The following is a 14,719-nucleotide window of genomic DNA, read 5'->3' on the forward strand; positions in this document are numbered from 1 at the left end:
TCTCAGGGAGCTCCAGGGGTCGCAAACAGCGACCGGAAATCGAGGTCATAACCGAAGGCGCGGGGGCCGACGAATTCGAGCCCGCGCGGGCTGGTCAATACGGCGGGCGCGGGCAGCGCGATCACGGTGACGCGCTGGCCGTAGCGCGCCGTCTCGGTGCCGATGCCGTGGCCATTGACGCTGTCGAGCACGCAGATCAGGTCCGGCGACATCGCGATGGCTTCGCCATCGCGCCAAGCCACGATCCATTCGTTCTGGAACGACAGCTTGAGCCGGGTGCCGCGATCGTCGTCGCTGCCCTCCACGACGGCGCTGCCGCGCAGAAAGCCCTCGGTGGTGCGGCGCTCGACGTCGACGATCTTGCCGCTGAACAGCCGCTGGCCGCCCTCACAATCGAGGATCGCCGCGATCGGATCCTGGTGGCTCCGGTTGGCTGCCTCGACCGCACGGCCGATCGCAATCGCCTTGGTGGTGGTGAAATGGATGCCCCAGTCCTTGACCTCGCGGCCCGTGCGCGGCGCCTTGCTGGTCGAGGCGATCGAGCCCATCTCGACGCAGATCTTGCGGCTGGCGCGCTCCATCCACTTCCAGCTCGGCACCTTGGTCACGACGGCCTCGATGCCGCGCGGATCGTAGAGCGTGCAGGGATAGGGCTTGAGGTCGCCGATCGCGACCGACGTCATCTGCGCCTCGGGAAAGGCGCGGCCCATGCAGTCGGCGTCGACCACGGGGATGTTCAGATGCGCCGCCGCCATCAGCGCCTGCATGCCGTTGCCGCCGCCGATCTCGACCGACATCACGGCGCGAAATGTGATGCCGTTGATCTCCTCCTGCATGCGCACCGCACGCGCGATGCTGCGGCTGTCGGCCAGCCGTTCCTGCCCGACCAAGGGGGCGCCCATGTTGGAGACCACCGCGACCCAGTCGTCGTCGGCGAGGTCCAGCGGCGATATCATTTGCACGCGATGCCCCTCCGCATAGAGCCGGCGCAGGTTGAGCAGGCCGAGATAGGGGCTGCCGCCGCCGCCGGTGCCGAGGATCCAGGCGCCGACCGCGAGCGCCTCGATGTCGTCGAGGCTGATCGTCTTCATGCCGGCTGCGCTCACGGCACAAGCTCTTCGACGTCGCTCTGTGACTGCGGCGCACGGTACTGCTGCGGGAATAGGAATATAACGCTCACAATATCAATCCTCGAGAATGACGAGATCGGCCGGACGCCAGTCGAGCGTGACCGTTTGACCCGGCGCATGGAGAGGACCAGCTCCGGAATTCGGCTGTTGCGCCAGCACGTGCTGTCCGCTCTCCAGGGCGATGCGGTACAGCACCGCGCCGCCGAGGAAATTGGTGCTCCCGACGGTGCCGCGCGCGGACATGCCTGTCCGCTTGGCATCGGCCACCTCGGCTGGCGATACCGAGATCTTCTCCGGCCGCAGCGCGACCGACAGAACCTCGGCCTCGGCTGCTGCAACTGTGTCCGCCAGGGACAGTACCAGACCGTTGCCGACGGCTATCCCGACGCCATTGTCCAAGGTCACGCGCTGACCACGAAAAATGTTGGTGTCGCCGATGAAATCGGCGACGAAACGCGTCCGCGGCCGATCGTAGATCTCGAGCGGGGTGCCGATCTGCTCGACGCGGCCGGCGTTCATGACCGCGATGCGGTCCGACATGGCCAGCGCCTCCTCCTGGTCGTGGGTGACGAACACGAGGGTGAGGCCAAGCGTCTTTTGCAGCCGCTTGAGTTCGAACTGCATCTGCTGGCGCAATTTCTTGTCGAGTGCGCCGAGCGGCTCATCGCAGAGCAGCACGCGCGGCGAGATGACGATGGCGCGGGCGAGCGCGACGCGCTGCTGCTGGCCGCCGGACAGCTGCGCCGGCCTGCGGTTCTCCAGGCCTCCGAGTTCAACCATCGCCAGCGCTGCCTTTACCTTCGCGGCAATCGTCGCCTTGTCGATCTTGCGCATGCGCAGGCCGAACGCGACGTTCTCGGCTACGGTCCGGTGCGGAAACAGGGCGTAGTTCTGGAACACCATCGCCATGTCGCGCTTGTGCGCCGGCACATGGGTGATGTCGGCGCCGTCGAGGCGGATCTCGCCGGCGCTTGGGCTGTCGAAGCCGGCGATCATACGCAGGGTGGTGGTCTTGCCGCAGCCGGACGGGCCGAGCAGCGAAAAGAACTCGCCAGGCCTGATGTCCACGGCAACCGCGTCGACTGCGCGTACGCCGCCGTCATAGATCTTGCTGACCGCGGCGATCTCGATGGCAGCGCTCATGCGCGGAAGATCCGGTTGATCCGGCTGTCGATCTCGTCCTTCCGTGCGTTGTACCACTTCCAGTCGACCTGGATCAGCTTGCCGACCTTCTCCGGCGTCGTCAGCAGCTTGGCGTCATACTTGGAGTCGAGCTTGACCTTCTTGTTGGCCGGCGAATACCAGACGGTCTCAGCGAGGCGCTTTTGAACCTCGGGGCGCAGCATGTAGTTGATATAGGCGTTGGCGAGCTCCTTCACCTTGCTGCCGGGCGTGATGCTCAGCACTTGCTCGAGCGACAGCACGCCCTCGTTCGGCGTGACGAAGTCGACCGGCTGGTTCTGACCGTCGTAACGATAGATGCCGGAATCATGCAGGATGCCGAGGCCGACCTCACCGGACAGGATCAGCTTCTCCATCGCGCCGGTGAAGTCGACCAGCTTGATCGGCTTCAGCTTCTCCAGCGCTGCATAGGCGGCGTCGAGGTCGGTCTGGCCCTTGCCATACAGCGCGCCGCACATCATCACGAACGCCTGTCCCAGGCTGTTGGCAGGGATCACATAGCCGCCGCGCGCGCCGTTGAATTTCGCATCCCAGTAGTCTTTCCACGACGTGACGCTCCCATAGCCCTTGTCGGTGCGCATGCCGAGCCCGATGGCGCTGGTGAAGATGCAGACGCCGACGATCTTGTCGCTGACGGCGTAAGGGTAGACGTCGGCAATGTTCGGAACCAGCTTGGGGTCGACCTTGGGCTCGACGAGACCCATCTCCACGGCCGCCCACTGCTCGTTGGAGTTGGTGTGCAGCACGTCGTAGATGGGAGCCGAGCGCGAACTCGCCTGCAGCTTCGGCAGGAATGGCAGCGCGGTGTCGGTCTTGAGCTTGCACTTGAACTCGCTTTCGAAGGCCGGGCCGATCTCGGCCTTCATCACGTCACCCCATTTGCCGCCCCAGCCGGTGACGTTGAGAACGGGCTCGTCCGCACGCGCGACATAGGGAGCAGCGACAACGCCGGCGCCGAGCGACGCAGCCGCAGTCAGCAGGCGGCGGCGGCTCAGGGGAAAACGACGCGATGAGGCGGTCATGTCCGGGATCTCCCTTAGAGTTTGACGTAGGAGCGAAGACCTACGGTGCGGTCGAGCGCGATGACGACGATGAAGGCGAGCAGGATCGAGACCACCGAGGCCGCGCCGATGGTGCCGTCGAGATCGAACTTCAGATAGTTGAACAGCGTGATCGGCAAGGTCTCGCTGCCCGGCGCGACCAGGAACAGCGACACCGGAAACTGGTCGAACGAGACGATGAAAGCAAAGATCGCGCCTGCCAGAACGCCGGGCTTCACCAGCGGCAGCGTGATCTCGAAGAAGGTCCGGGTGGGGCTGGCGCCGAGATTCTGCGCGGCTTCCTCCAGCCTGACATCGAAATTGTGCAGCACGGCGAGCGTGGTCCGCACCACGTAGGGAATCGTCACCAGCGTGTGGCCAGCCACCAGCCCCCACACCGGGCGTCCGACGTCGAGCAGGACGTAGGACTGGAACAGCGCAAGACCGGTCAGGATCGCCGGCAGCATGAGCGGCGACAGCATGGTCGCCACGATCAGCCGGGAGCCGGGCAGGTTGCCGCGGGCGATCGCCAGCGCGGCCGAGGCGCCGAGCACGGTGGCCGCGACCGTGGTCATGGCCGCGACTTCGATGCTGAACAGCAGCGCGTGCATGAAGTCGCCCGAGGCGAAGAATTTCTCGAACCAGCGAAAGGAGATGCCGACCGGTGGAAACTGGATGAAAGGCGTCGGGTTGAGCGCGAACACGATCACGATCGCAATCGGCGCCAGCAGGAAGACGAGGATGGCGGTGTTGGCGGCGAGATAGAGCCTGCGGCCCCACCGGAGCGGCCGCGTCTTGCTGCGAAGGGCAGGTGTGGGCGCCAGACCGATTGGCGCGGCGAGCGGCGGCCGCGATCCCGGAGCAAGGCTCGTCATCTGCGCCCTCATTGCAGCTCGCGCTGGCCCGAAACGAGGCCGAGCACGTGATTATAAGCGATGACGAGCGAGAGCGAAATGATGAGCAGCACCATGCCGAGCGCAGCCGCGAAGCCGACGTTGAAGTTGGCGGAGATCTGCTGGTAGATCAGGATCGGCAAGGTCATGACCTGGAAGCCGCCGAGCAGGATCGGGGTGACATAGGCGCTGATCGCGAGCGCGAAGACGAGCAGCGAGCCGGCGAGGATGCCGGGCAGGCTGAGCGGCAGGGTGACCTCGAGAAATGCGCGCCATGGGCTGGCGCCGAGATTCTCCGCCGCCTGCTCCAGCCGCTCGTCGATGCGGCCGATCACGCCGGTGAGCGTCAGCACCATGAAAGGCACATAGATATGGACCAGGCCGATGATGATGCCGGTCTCATTGTACATCAGCTGCAATGGCCTGGTGACCAGCCCGAGCGAGGCCAGGATCTGGTTGATGACACCCTTGTCGGACAGCAGCGTCATCCAGGCGAAGGTACGCACCACGATGCCGGTCAGCATCGGCGCCAGCACGGCCATCAGCAGCAGCGCATGGCCGGTGCGGCTCTTGATCCGCGCCATCCAATGCGCGAGCGGGTAGCCGATCACGAGCGCGGCCAGGGTCGTCCAGAGGCCGATCCGGATCGTGGTCCAGATCACCTCGAGATAGTAGCCGTCATCGCCCATGCGGGCATAGTGCCTGGCTGTGAGGGCGACGTTCGGCATGACCACGGGGTTGCCGGTCAGGACGCTCATCACCGCCATCAATCCGATCGGCAGGAAGAAGAACAGCGCAAACAGCAGCGCGCTCGGCAGGATCAACAGCGCCAGGCTGTTGACGCGCGGCGCGCTGCTGCTCGTCATCAGGAGGCCAGTCCGGCCAATTGCTCGATGGTCTGGCCGAGTGGATCGCCGGTCATGCGCCGTAGCTTTCCGGCCATGCTGCCGAGCTCGCGGCGGACATTGGCACGCTCGATCTCGGTGGTGGCCTGGACCGAGTAGGAGACGGCGATGCCGATCAGCTCACCGCTCTCGCCGCTCGTCAGCGCAAAGCCCTGCGAGCCGACGCCCTCGATGGCCTCGTCGGCGGCGTCCGAGATGCCGGTCCGGCGGATCTCGTTCAGCCGCGCCATCAGCTCGGTGAAGTTCTGCGGCGAGTTGGCCGGGACCTTCGGGTAGTCGAGCGGCACGCGCGCCCGGATCTCCTGGTCTGTCAGACGCGCCAGCATGGCGCGGCCGTTCGAGGTGATGATGGCCGGCGTGCGCTGGCCCGGCGGGTTGACGACGCGCAGCGGGTTGGAGCCGGGCACGATGCGCAGCACCACCTGCTGATAGCCGTCGAGCACGGCGATGTAGCCGGTGTGGCCGGTGCGCGCGCAGACATCGCGCAGCTCGCGCTCGGCGGTGGCGATCAGGTCGTCATGGGCCCGGTGCAGCCGCCCGAGCTCGAAGGTGAGCAGGCCCGGCCGGTAGCGGCGGCTGTGCGGATCCTGCTCGAGCAGGCCGCAATCGCGAAGCGAGCGGAGCAGGCGGGAGGTCGAGCTTTTCGGCTTGCCGGTCAGGACCTGGACGTCGGCAAAGGAGAGGTCGGGCCGCGCGGTCGAGAAGCAGCGCAGGATGTCGATGGCGTTGGTCAGAGCGCTCATGATGATACCGTTTGTTCCATTTTTTGGAACGTAGTCCCAAATTCTAGAAGCGGCAGACCGTCTGCCGCAAGGCGAAATTACTGGCACCGAGGTGCCCGAATGCGCGTCAGGGTGGTGGTCGGGGCGCCGGGCGCAGACGGAGCATGCTCAGCCTCACTGCGCCACGGTGGACCTGATGCGACCGACGGCGGCGTCTACGCCCGTCCAGACCGGCTTGTCCGGAGCAAACTGCTGACGGAGATAGGCGACGAGTTCGGCGATCTGGACGTCACTGAGATGGTCCTTGAACGCCGGCATGTAGCCGAGATCGGACGAGACCGGCTTCATGATCCCGTTTAGGATCACGTGGATCAGATTGTCCGGTGTGGCGCTGTGCAGGTTGCTGTTCAGCGCCAGCGAGGGCCGACTGCCGAACAGCGGCAGGCCGCCCACCTCGTGGCAGACCGCGCAGGCGCCGAGATAGAGCCGTGCCGCCGGAGACGCCGTCGAGGTCGCCTTGGTGCGCGCCTCCAACTCCGCGGCCATCGCCTCCAGCTTCGCTGCCTCGGGCGAGGGCGTCTGGAACGAGGCGAGATAGATCGCCATGGCCCGAACGTCCGTGTCGGGCAGCGTCGTGAGATCCTTCACGATCGGCGCCATCGGACCGGCCGCCACGCCATGGAAGCGCGACTGACCGGAGCGGAGATAGGTGTAGAATTCGTCCTCGGTCCACGGGATCGGGGCAGTCGAGAGCGCGGTCAGCGCAGGGGCTTCCCAGCCATCGGCGAAGCCGCCAGCCAGATGTGCGTTGCGCTGCTCGGCGCCGAGCGCATTGCGCGGCGAATGACAGGCGCTGCAATGGCCGAGGCTTTCGACGAGATAGAAGCCGCGATTCCACTGCTCCGATTGTGTCGGATCGGGCCGGAACGGCTGCGTGTCGTGAAACAGAGCGTTCCATCCGGCGACCAGCGGCCGCAGGTTGAACGGGAAGCGCAGCGCGTTGTCAGGCGCCTGCTGTCGCACTGGCGCCTGTGCCATCAGGTAGGCGTAGAGCGCCTGCAGGTCGGCATCATCGGTTCGCGCGAAATGCGTGTAGGGAAACGCCGGATAGAGCTGCCGGCCGTCGCGATGCACGCCCTCGCGCATCGCGCGCTCGAAGGCGGGATAGGACCAGGCGCCGATGCCAGTCTCGACGTCGGGCGTGATGTTGGTGCTGAACAGCGTGCCGAACGGCGTCTCCAGTGCGCGGCCGCCGGCATTGATCAGGCCGCCATCCGCGGTATGGCAGACAGCGCAATTGCCGAGCGCCGCGAGCGCCTCGCCGCGCGCGATCGTCGCTGCGGAATAGACCGAGGGATCGGGGCGCGTGATCGGCGCGATGGCGCGCCAGGGCAACACGGCGGTGGCGACGCCGATCGCCGCGGCGCAGGCCGCGACGGCAGTGGCGATCACGCCGCCCCGCTTGGCAAAGGGCTTGGGCCACGTGGTCGCCGGTCTTTCGGGGGCGGGCAGCGACTGCGGCGCCGGCGTCTCCGCCCGTTCGCCGCGCAGGCCTTTCAGAATGCGCTCCGGCGTGAATGGCGGCTCGCGGAAGCGGACGCCGGTGGCGTCGTAGATCGCATTGGCGATCGCGGCGGCGCTGGGCACGGACGCGGACTCGCCGACGCCGAGCGGCGGCTGATCCGGCCGCGGCAGCATCAGCACGTCGATCTCAGGCACGTCGGGGAAGGTGATGATCGGATAGGCGCCCCATTCCCGTGCCGCGACCTTGCCGCGCGTGAAGGGAATCTCCTCCATCAGCGCACGGCTGGTGGATTGGATGACGTTGCCTTCGATCTGGTGGCGTACCCCGTCCGGATTGATCATCAGGCCGGAGTCCTGGCCTGCAATGACCCGCGTGACGCTGACATCGCCGGTGGTCGTATTCACGGCGACATCGGCGATCCACGCCGACCATGCCGCGCCGTAGCCGGGAAACTTGCTGTGGACGTAGAGCGCGTAGGCGAAGCCGCGGCCATGGACGACGCCGTTCTCGGGCGTCTTCTCTTTCCGCACGGGGCGCGGCGTCCAGCCGGCGCGCTCGGCCACGGCGTTCACGAGATCACGTGCGCGCTCGTCCTTCAGATAGCGCAGCCGGTATTCGATCGGGTCGATGCCGGCCTCGGCGGCGAGCTCGTCGATGTAGGACTCGTGCGCGAAGGTGTTGGGCAGCGCCGAGACACCGCGGATCCAGGACGCACGCACGATCGGCGGCATGTCATGCGCCGTGACGCGCATGTGCTCATAGTCGTAAGGCGGGATCGCGGTGCGGTCGCCCATCTCGAACACCGCAGGCTCCGGCCCGATGCGCCCGGTCAGCAGCAGCGCCAGCGTCGGCGCGCCGTTCGAGGGATAGCGCGTGGCGAACTCATAGGCCGCGACCGAGCCGTCGGCATTGAGGCCGCCATTGACGTCCATCAGCTGCGCGGTGCCCTTGGGCTCCCACAGATGCTCTTGCTCGCGCGACAATTGCACCCGCACCGGGCGGCCGACCGCACGCGACAGCAGCAGCGCATCGGCCGTGACGTCGTCGGCGCAGTTGCGGCCGTAGCAGCCGGCGGCCTCGAGGCGGATCAGCTCGATCTGGTGCTCGGGACGGTCGATCAGCTTGGCGAGATCGCCGCGCAGGATATGAGGATTCTGCGTGCCGGAATAAATGCGGATCTGCCCGTCGCGATAGTCGGCCACCGCGCAGGACGGTCCGATCGAGCCGTGCATCTGGTAGGGCCAGAGATAGGTCCTCCGCATCGGCTTGGCGGCGCCGGCGATGGCGGCATCGACATCGCCCTTGTCGAGCAGCCGTCGCGGAGCGGACGGATTGGCGCGCAGCGCGTTCTCGACATCATCGAGGTCGCGCAGGGTCGGCACCGGCTTCCATTTCACCTCGAGGCGCTCGGCGGCACGGATCGCATTCTCCTCGCGCTCGGCGACGACGCCGATGAAGTCGCCGATGACGACGACGTCGACCAGGCCAGGGACATCGCGCACTGACTCCCTGTCGACGCCAAGAAGGCTGGTTCCGATGAAGGGGCCGGCATCGACGCCGGCATAGGGCGGACGCACGACGCGGCCGTGCAGCATGCCGGGGACGCGAACGTCATGCACGTAAGTGAGCTCACCGGTCGCCTTCGCCGGCAGGTCGACGCGCGGCACCGAGCGGCCGACGACCTGATAGTCGTTCACCGACTTGACGAGGATATCGTCGGCGAGCTCGAGGCGGATCGTCTCATCGCCGATCAGCTCGCCATAGCTGAGGACGCGGTTGTTGGGCCCGCGGACCAGTCCGTCCTCGACCGTCAAGTCCTGAACGTCGAGGTCGAGCTGCGTCGCCGCCCGCGCCAAGAGGAAGGCGCGCGCCTGCGCCGCCGCCTTGCGCAGGGGCACGGCGGTGATCTGGATTGTCTCGCTGGCGATGGTCGCGCCCTGGTTCGGCACGACCGCGGTGTCCCCGAGCACGACCACGACCCGAGCGAAGGAGACGTCGAGCTCTTCTGCGACGATCTGTCCCAGCGCGGTGCGGATGCCGGTGCCGAGATCGACATGGCCGTTGAAGGCGGAGACCTCGCCTGCCGCCGTGATCCGGATGAAGGTTTCGAACTGGCCATCTTTGCCGGCTATGGGACGTTCGACAACCAGCCGGCCGCGAGGCATGTCGGCGTCCTTGGTGAGGCGATCGTTCATCAGTCCAGCGCCTCGAGCGTGTGGCCGGCCGCGCGCATCGCCGCGCGGAGGATTTCGACATGCGCGCCGCAGCGGCAGAGATTGTAGCGCAGCGCTTGCTTGATCTCGTCGGGTGACGGATCGGGCTTGATCGCCAGCAGCGCCTTGGTCGTCATGATCATGCCGTTGAGGCAGTAGCCGCATTGCGCGGCCTGCTCGGCGATGAAGGCCTGCTGCACCGGATCGGGCGCCTCGCGCGAGCCCAGTCCTTCCAGCGTGGTGACGTCGCGGCCGATGCAGCCTTCCACCGGAATGATGCAGGAACGGGCGGCGCGGCCATCGATCAGCACGGTGCAGGCGCCGCATTCCCCCAGGCCGCAGCCGTATTTCGGACCGTTCAGAGCGAGGTCGTTGCGCAGCACATGGAGCAGGGGCGTGTCCGGCGCGGCCGCGACGTCATGCGTCCGTCCGTTCACGGTCAGCCGAATCGTTGCTGGCGTCATGCCCTTCTGTCGTCCGCTATGCTATCGTTAACGAGGATGCGATGGTGATCGCTCCGAGCGTATCGTTTGTGTACTAACATGCAAGTGGCACGTATTGCGCTGCAGCGTATGCACGATTTGTCGTCATTGTGCAGGGCAAACTGATCGTTTATCCGGCAATCGTGCTTTTCGTTCGCGGTGGCGCTTGACAGTCGGCGGAGGGGCGCGACATCATTCGTATACGAACGAATTGCCGCGGCGCGTGGATGGCTGCCGCCAACTCCGCTTCAAGATGGGCTTCTCTGCATGGTGACTGAGACGGCGAGCGACGGTGCAGGGGACAAGATCCGCTGCGATGCCTGCCCGGTGATGTGCTACATCAAGCCGGGCGCGGCAGGCGCCTGCGACCGCTATGCCAATCAGGACGGTGTGCTGGTGCGCGTCGATCCGCATATCCTGCTGGAGCGCACGGTGTCGCATGGCGGCAAGCTGGTGCCGTTCCAGGCGAGCGGCGACTGGGACGGCAAGATCGTGCATCAGCCGGAGCTGTTCGTCACCGCGATCGGCGCCGGCACCACTTATCCCGACTACAAGCCGGCGCCGTTCATCGTGTCATCGGTCGTCGATGGCGTCGACATGGTCACGGTCGTGACCGAGGGCATCTTCAGCTATTGCGGCGTCAAGGTGAAGATCGACACCGACCGCTATCTCGGCCCGGAAGCGGCGACGGTGCGCGTCGACGGCGAAGCGGTCGGTCACGTCACGACCAGCGAATACGGCTCGCAGATGTTGTCGCTCGGCGGCGTGCATCATCTCACGGGCGGCTCCAAGAAGGAGGGGCGTGTCACCTGTGACGCGCTGATGGACCTCAGCAACCGCAAGGCCGTGGAACTCGTGGTTGACGGCGGCTCCAGCGTGATCGTGCAGGCGGGGCAGCCCCCGATCGTCAACGGCGTCAAGGAAGAGCGCATGCGCGTCGGCTGCGGCTCGGCCACGATCGGCATGTTCGCCAAGCAATGGCAGGGCAAGGTCGACGAGGTCGTCGTGGTCGATGATCACATCACCGGCGTGCTGTCAGAGCACCAGGCCGGCAAGCTGCTCGACATTCCCGCGACAGGCATCAAGATGAAGGGGCGACGCTCGACGCCGGGCCGCTACTTCCAGGTGGCGCAGCCCGGAACCGGCTGGGGCGGCACCGACATCTCCGATCCGCTGTCGATCCTCGGGCCATTCGATCCCAAGACGGCGAAGCCGGGAACGACGCTGCTGATGGTGTCCACGACGGGCGAGCATGCCGGATACTACGTGCTCGACGAGACGCTCAGGCCGGTGCCGCGCGAGATGCCGCCGGAGCTGCAGTTCTCGGTCGAGCGCATCCAGGAGAACTGCGAGCCGGCGCTGTGCACCGTGCTGTTCATGGCCGGTGCCGGCGGCTCGCTGCGCGCCGGCGTCACCGACAATCCGGTGCGGCTGACGCGGTCGGTCAAGGATACGCTGACGCGGGTGACGAGCGGCGGTGCGCCGGTCTATGTCTGGCCGGGCGGCGGCATCACCTATATGGTCGACGTGACCCAGATGCCGGCCGGCGCCTTCGGCTATGTGCCGACGCCGGCGATCGTCGCGCCGATCGAGTTCACGCTGAGGCTATCGGATTATGCGGCGCTCGGCGGGCACATGGATTACGTCCAGCCGCTCGCTTCGCTCAAGGATGTCAGCAAGGACATTCGCCAACTGCCGTGGCCGAGGCCGGGTGCATGACCCGGCAGCCACAGATCGCCTTGTTGCCCGACCGGCGGCTGCATCTGCAGGACGGCCCGATCGATCTGATCATCGGCGCCGACGCAGTCGATGGTGATATCCGCGCGGCCTATCGTGCGGCGGCAGAGCGTTTCACGGGTCTATTGGACGAGCTGTGTGTGGAACTGTCCGATCTGCGCAGGGGCGCCGATCACGATCGATGCCCATTGAAAGGTGTCGTCGCGCGGCGGATGCATGCGGCCGTGTCGCCGTTCGCGCGCGAAATGTTCATCACGCCGATGGCCGCGGTTGCCGGGAGCGTGGCCGAGGAGATCCTCGGCGCCATGCGCGGCGCGGCGAATCTGACGCGCGCTTATGTCAACAATGGCGGTGACATCGCACTCCATCTGCGGGATGCCGCCACCTTCAGCGTCGGGCTGATGGACCGTCCCGACGGCGCAGGTGTGATGCGCAGGATGACGCTTCGTGCTGCCGATGCGATCGGCGGCGTCGCCACGTCGGGCCGCCACGGCCGCAGTTTCTCGCTGGGCATTGCCGACGCGGTGACGGTACTCGCGCGCAGCGCGGCGCAGGCGGATGCGGCGGCGACGGTGATCGGCAACGCGGTCGATCTTCCGGGTCATCCGGCCGTGCTTCGCCGACCCGCCTGCGAGTTGCAACCGGAGACCGATCTCGGTGATCGCCTCGTCACATGCGAGGTCGGAGAGCTCCGTGATGTCGAGGTTGCCGAAGCGCTGGCCGCGGGCGAGCATCGTGGGCAGTCGCTGCTGTCGGCCGGTCTGATCGAAGGCGCCGTTCTGCAGCTTCGCGGCAACATTCGCGTTGTCGGTCCGCGCGCGATCGAGATCGTTCGTCGGCCGCAGTTGCGAGCGGCGGCGGCGTGAGGTTTGATGCATGATGTGCAGGAACACGAAGGATCATCGATGAGCGCCGTCATCAGAAAGATCGTGACCGTGGTCGAGGAAGTCCATCAGGAGATGGGCCGGTCCGTCTCGCCGCCGACGCGGCGGGCTGCGGCAGTGGCGGTGATCGAGAATCCGTTTGCCGGCCGCTATGTCGAGGACCTGTCGCCTCTGATTGCGATCGGCGAGGAGCTGGGCGAGATGCTGGCCAAGCGCGCCGTGGCCGCGCTCGGCATCGAAGGGCCGGCCGCGCACAGCTACGGCAAGGCGGCCGCCGTCGGCAGCGACGGCGAGCTGGAGCATGCGGCCGCGATCCTGCATCCGAAAATGGGCGCGCCGGTGCGCAAGGTACTCGGCAAGGGCGCGGCGCTGATCCCGTCGTCGAAGAAGCGCGGCGGCGTCGGCTGCACGCTCGACATTCCGCTCGGCCATAAAGATGCGGCCTTCGTGCGCAGTCATTTCGACGGCATGGAGGTGCAGATCAACGACGCGCCACGCGCCAATGAGATCATGGTCGCGCTCGCGGTCACCGACAGCGGCCGTCCGCTGCCGCGCGTCGGCGGGCTCACGGTCGCCGAGATCAAGGGCGAGGACGGTCTACGGTAATTCGACACAACATGGAGGCTGAAGGGATGCGACGGAGAACGATGCTTGCGGCAGGCCTGGGCCTTGCCGTCGTGGGACTGACGGGCGCGGCGCGCGCCGAGGACGTCATCAAGATCGGCGAGATCAACAGCTATTCGCTGCTGCCGGCCTTCACCGAGCCCTATCGCAAGGGCTGGCAGCTCGCGGTCGAGGAGATCAATGCGGCCGGCGGCATCAACGGCAAGAAGCTCGTCGTCGTCTCCAAGGACGACAGCGGCAAGCCGGCCGATGCGCAGACCGCGGCCAACGAGCTGGTGTCGAGCGAGAACGTCGCGATGCTCGCCGGTACGTTCCTGTCGAACATCGGCCTCGCCGTCAGCGACTTCGCCAACCAGAAGAAGGTGTTCTTCCTGGCGGCCGAGCCGCTGACCGACGCCATCACCTGGGCGAAGGGCAACAAATACACCTTCCGCCTGCGTCCGTCGAACTACATGCAGGCGGCGATGCTGGTCGAGGAGGCCGCCAAGCTTCCCGCCAAGCGCTGGGCCACCATTGCGCCGAACTATGAATATGGCCAGTCGGCCGTCGCCGTGTTCAAGAAGCTCTTGTCGGAGAAACGGCCCGACATCCAGTGGGTGGACGAGCAGTGGCCGCCGCAGGGCAAGATCGACGCCGGTCCGGTGGTGCAGGCCGTCGCCGCCGCCAATCCGGAGGCGATCCTCAACGTCACCTTCGGCGCCGATCTCGTGAAGCTGGTCCGCGAGGGCAACACCCGCGGCCTGTTCAAGGACCGCAAGGTCGTCAGCTTCCTGACCGGCGAGCCGGAATATCTCGATCCGCTCAAGGAGGAGACGCCCGAGGGCTGGATCGTCACCGGCTATCCCTGGTATTCGATCAAGACGCCCGAGCACGACGCGTTCCTGAAGGCGTATCAGGCCAAATATAACGACTATCCGCGGCTTGGTTCGATCGTCGGCTACCAGACCATCAAGTCGGCAGCCGCCATCCTCGCCAAGGCCGGCTCGACCGATACCGACAAGCTGATCGCCGCGGCCGAGGGACTGTCGGTGCCGTCGCCCTTCGGTGAAATCACGTTCCGCAAGATCGATCACCAGTCGACGCTCGGCGCTTACGTCGGCAAGACTGCGCTGAAGGACGGCAAGGGCATCATGGTCGACGCCGTCTATCGCAAGGGCTCGGACTACCTGCCTGGTGACGCGGAGGTCGGCAAGCTCCGGCCGAAGGACTGATCCACACGATCCTGCTTCTCCCTCTCCCGCAGGGGGAGAGCGGGCGGGGTGAGGGAATACGACGCCTGATCTGCAGGTTCGGGCCGAGATCCCTCACCCCACGCTTGCTCGCCAGCTCTCTGAGGGAGCGCCGAGCGCAAACGCGGCTCATCGATTCGACGATCTCCTCAC

General features: G+C 66.4%; 12 protein-coding genes. 4 read left to right on the plus strand and 8 right to left on the minus strand.

Annotated features, from left to right (window positions below):
- Nucleotides 1–2: 2 nt before the first annotated feature.
- The 8 genes from ACQR03_RS23195 to ACQR03_RS23230 form a co-directional block, all read right to left on the minus strand.
- On the minus strand, nt 3–1,106 hold the full coding sequence (locus ACQR03_RS23195) for a DUF917 domain-containing protein (protein ID WP_315715492.1): 1,104 nt from the start codon (nt 1,104–1,106) through the stop codon (nt 3–5).
- Nucleotides 1,107–1,184: 78 nt separating this feature from the next.
- Complete coding sequence (locus tag ACQR03_RS23200; protein ID WP_434841918.1) at nt 1,185–2,273, minus strand: ABC transporter ATP-binding protein; 1,089 nt, start codon at nt 2,271–2,273, stop codon at nt 1,185–1,187.
- Nucleotides 2,270–3,334, minus strand: a complete 1,065-nt coding sequence (locus ACQR03_RS23205; protein ID WP_434841919.1) for an extracellular solute-binding protein — start codon at nt 3,332–3,334, stop codon at nt 2,270–2,272. Before ACQR03_RS23205 ends, ACQR03_RS23200 begins: the two co-directional genes overlap by 4 nt.
- A 14-nt stretch (nt 3,335–3,348) precedes the next feature.
- Entirely contained in the window at nt 3,349–4,227 is an 879-nt protein-coding gene (locus ACQR03_RS23210; protein ID WP_315752086.1) for an ABC transporter permease, read from the minus strand.
- 8 nt (nt 4,228–4,235) lie between these two features.
- Nucleotides 4,236–5,111 (minus strand): ABC transporter permease, encoded by an 876-nt coding sequence (locus ACQR03_RS23215; protein ID WP_315715497.1) that lies wholly within the window; start codon nt 5,109–5,111, stop codon nt 4,236–4,238.
- Entirely contained in the window at nt 5,111–5,893 is a 783-nt protein-coding gene (locus ACQR03_RS23220) for an IclR family transcriptional regulator (RefSeq protein WP_434841920.1), read from the minus strand. The genes ACQR03_RS23215 and ACQR03_RS23220 overlap by 1 nt, the downstream gene beginning before the upstream one ends.
- A gap of 153 nt (nt 5,894–6,046) precedes the next feature.
- Nucleotides 6,047–9,592 carry a molybdopterin cofactor-binding domain-containing protein gene (locus ACQR03_RS23225; RefSeq protein ID WP_434841921.1) on the minus strand — a complete coding sequence of 1,182 codons (3,546 nt, stop codon included), beginning with the start codon at nt 9,590–9,592 and terminating at the stop codon, nt 6,047–6,049.
- Nucleotides 9,592–10,074 (minus strand): (2Fe-2S)-binding protein, encoded by a 483-nt coding sequence (locus ACQR03_RS23230; protein WP_316193384.1) that lies wholly within the window; start codon nt 10,072–10,074, stop codon nt 9,592–9,594. The genes ACQR03_RS23225 and ACQR03_RS23230 overlap by 1 nt, the downstream gene beginning before the upstream one ends.
- 285 nt (nt 10,075–10,359) lie before the next feature.
- Between ACQR03_RS23230 and ACQR03_RS23235 the strand changes: the two genes are divergently transcribed.
- From ACQR03_RS23235 to ACQR03_RS23250, 4 genes are read left to right on the plus strand one after another with little or no spacing between them, the layout of a single operon-like run.
- The gene (locus ACQR03_RS23235; protein WP_316164238.1) at nt 10,360–11,811 is read left to right on the plus strand and encodes a 6-hydroxynicotinate reductase; all 1,452 of its coding nucleotides are present in this window, start codon (nt 10,360–10,362) and stop codon (nt 11,809–11,811) included.
- Nucleotides 11,808–12,695, plus strand: coding sequence for a UPF0280 family protein (locus ACQR03_RS23240; protein WP_434841922.1), 888 nt, complete (start codon nt 11,808–11,810; stop codon nt 12,693–12,695). Before ACQR03_RS23235 ends, ACQR03_RS23240 begins: the two co-directional genes overlap by 4 nt.
- A 39-nt stretch (nt 12,696–12,734) precedes the next feature.
- Nucleotides 12,735–13,319, plus strand: coding sequence for an amino acid synthesis family protein (locus ACQR03_RS23245; RefSeq protein ID WP_315715503.1), 585 nt, complete (start codon nt 12,735–12,737; stop codon nt 13,317–13,319).
- Nucleotides 13,320–13,345: 26 nt separating this feature from the next.
- Complete coding sequence (locus tag ACQR03_RS23250; protein WP_434841923.1) at nt 13,346–14,548, plus strand: ABC transporter substrate-binding protein; 1,203 nt, start codon at nt 13,346–13,348, stop codon at nt 14,546–14,548.
- Nucleotides 14,549–14,719 lie beyond the last annotated feature (171 nt).

Origin of the sequence: Bradyrhizobium sp. HKCCYLS3070 (assembly GCF_051167575.1) — a bacterium.
Taxonomy (GTDB): Bacteria; Pseudomonadota; Alphaproteobacteria; order Rhizobiales; family Xanthobacteraceae; genus Bradyrhizobium.

Coding starts and splice junctions, on each gene's coding strand:
- ACQR03_RS23240 (WP_434841922.1), top strand. CDS start 11,808: ATGACCCGGCAGCCACAGATCGCCTTGTTGCCCGACCGGCGGCTGCAT.
- ACQR03_RS23245 (WP_315715503.1), top strand. CDS start 12,735: ATGAGCGCCGTCATCAGAAAGATCGTGACCGTGGTCGAGGAAGTCCAT.
- ACQR03_RS23215 (WP_315715497.1), bottom strand. CDS start 5,111: ATGACGAGCAGCAGCGCGCCGCGCGTCAACAGCCTGGCGCTGTTGATC.
- ACQR03_RS23235 (WP_316164238.1), top strand. CDS start 10,360: ATGGTGACTGAGACGGCGAGCGACGGTGCAGGGGACAAGATCCGCTGC.
- ACQR03_RS23225 (WP_434841921.1), bottom strand. CDS start 9,592: ATGAACGATCGCCTCACCAAGGACGCCGACATGCCTCGCGGCCGGCTG.
- ACQR03_RS23205 (WP_434841919.1), bottom strand. CDS start 3,334: ATGACCGCCTCATCGCGTCGTTTTCCCCTGAGCCGCCGCCGCCTGCTG.
- ACQR03_RS23200 (WP_434841918.1), bottom strand. CDS start 2,273: ATGAGCGCTGCCATCGAGATCGCCGCGGTCAGCAAGATCTATGACGGC.
- ACQR03_RS23250 (WP_434841923.1), top strand. CDS start 13,346: ATGCGACGGAGAACGATGCTTGCGGCAGGCCTGGGCCTTGCCGTCGTG.
- ACQR03_RS23210 (WP_315752086.1), bottom strand. CDS start 4,227: ATGACGAGCCTTGCTCCGGGATCGCGGCCGCCGCTCGCCGCGCCAATC.
- ACQR03_RS23230 (WP_316193384.1), bottom strand. CDS start 10,074: ATGACGCCAGCAACGATTCGGCTGACCGTGAACGGACGGACGCATGAC.
- ACQR03_RS23220 (WP_434841920.1), bottom strand. CDS start 5,893: ATGAGCGCTCTGACCAACGCCATCGACATCCTGCGCTGCTTCTCGACC.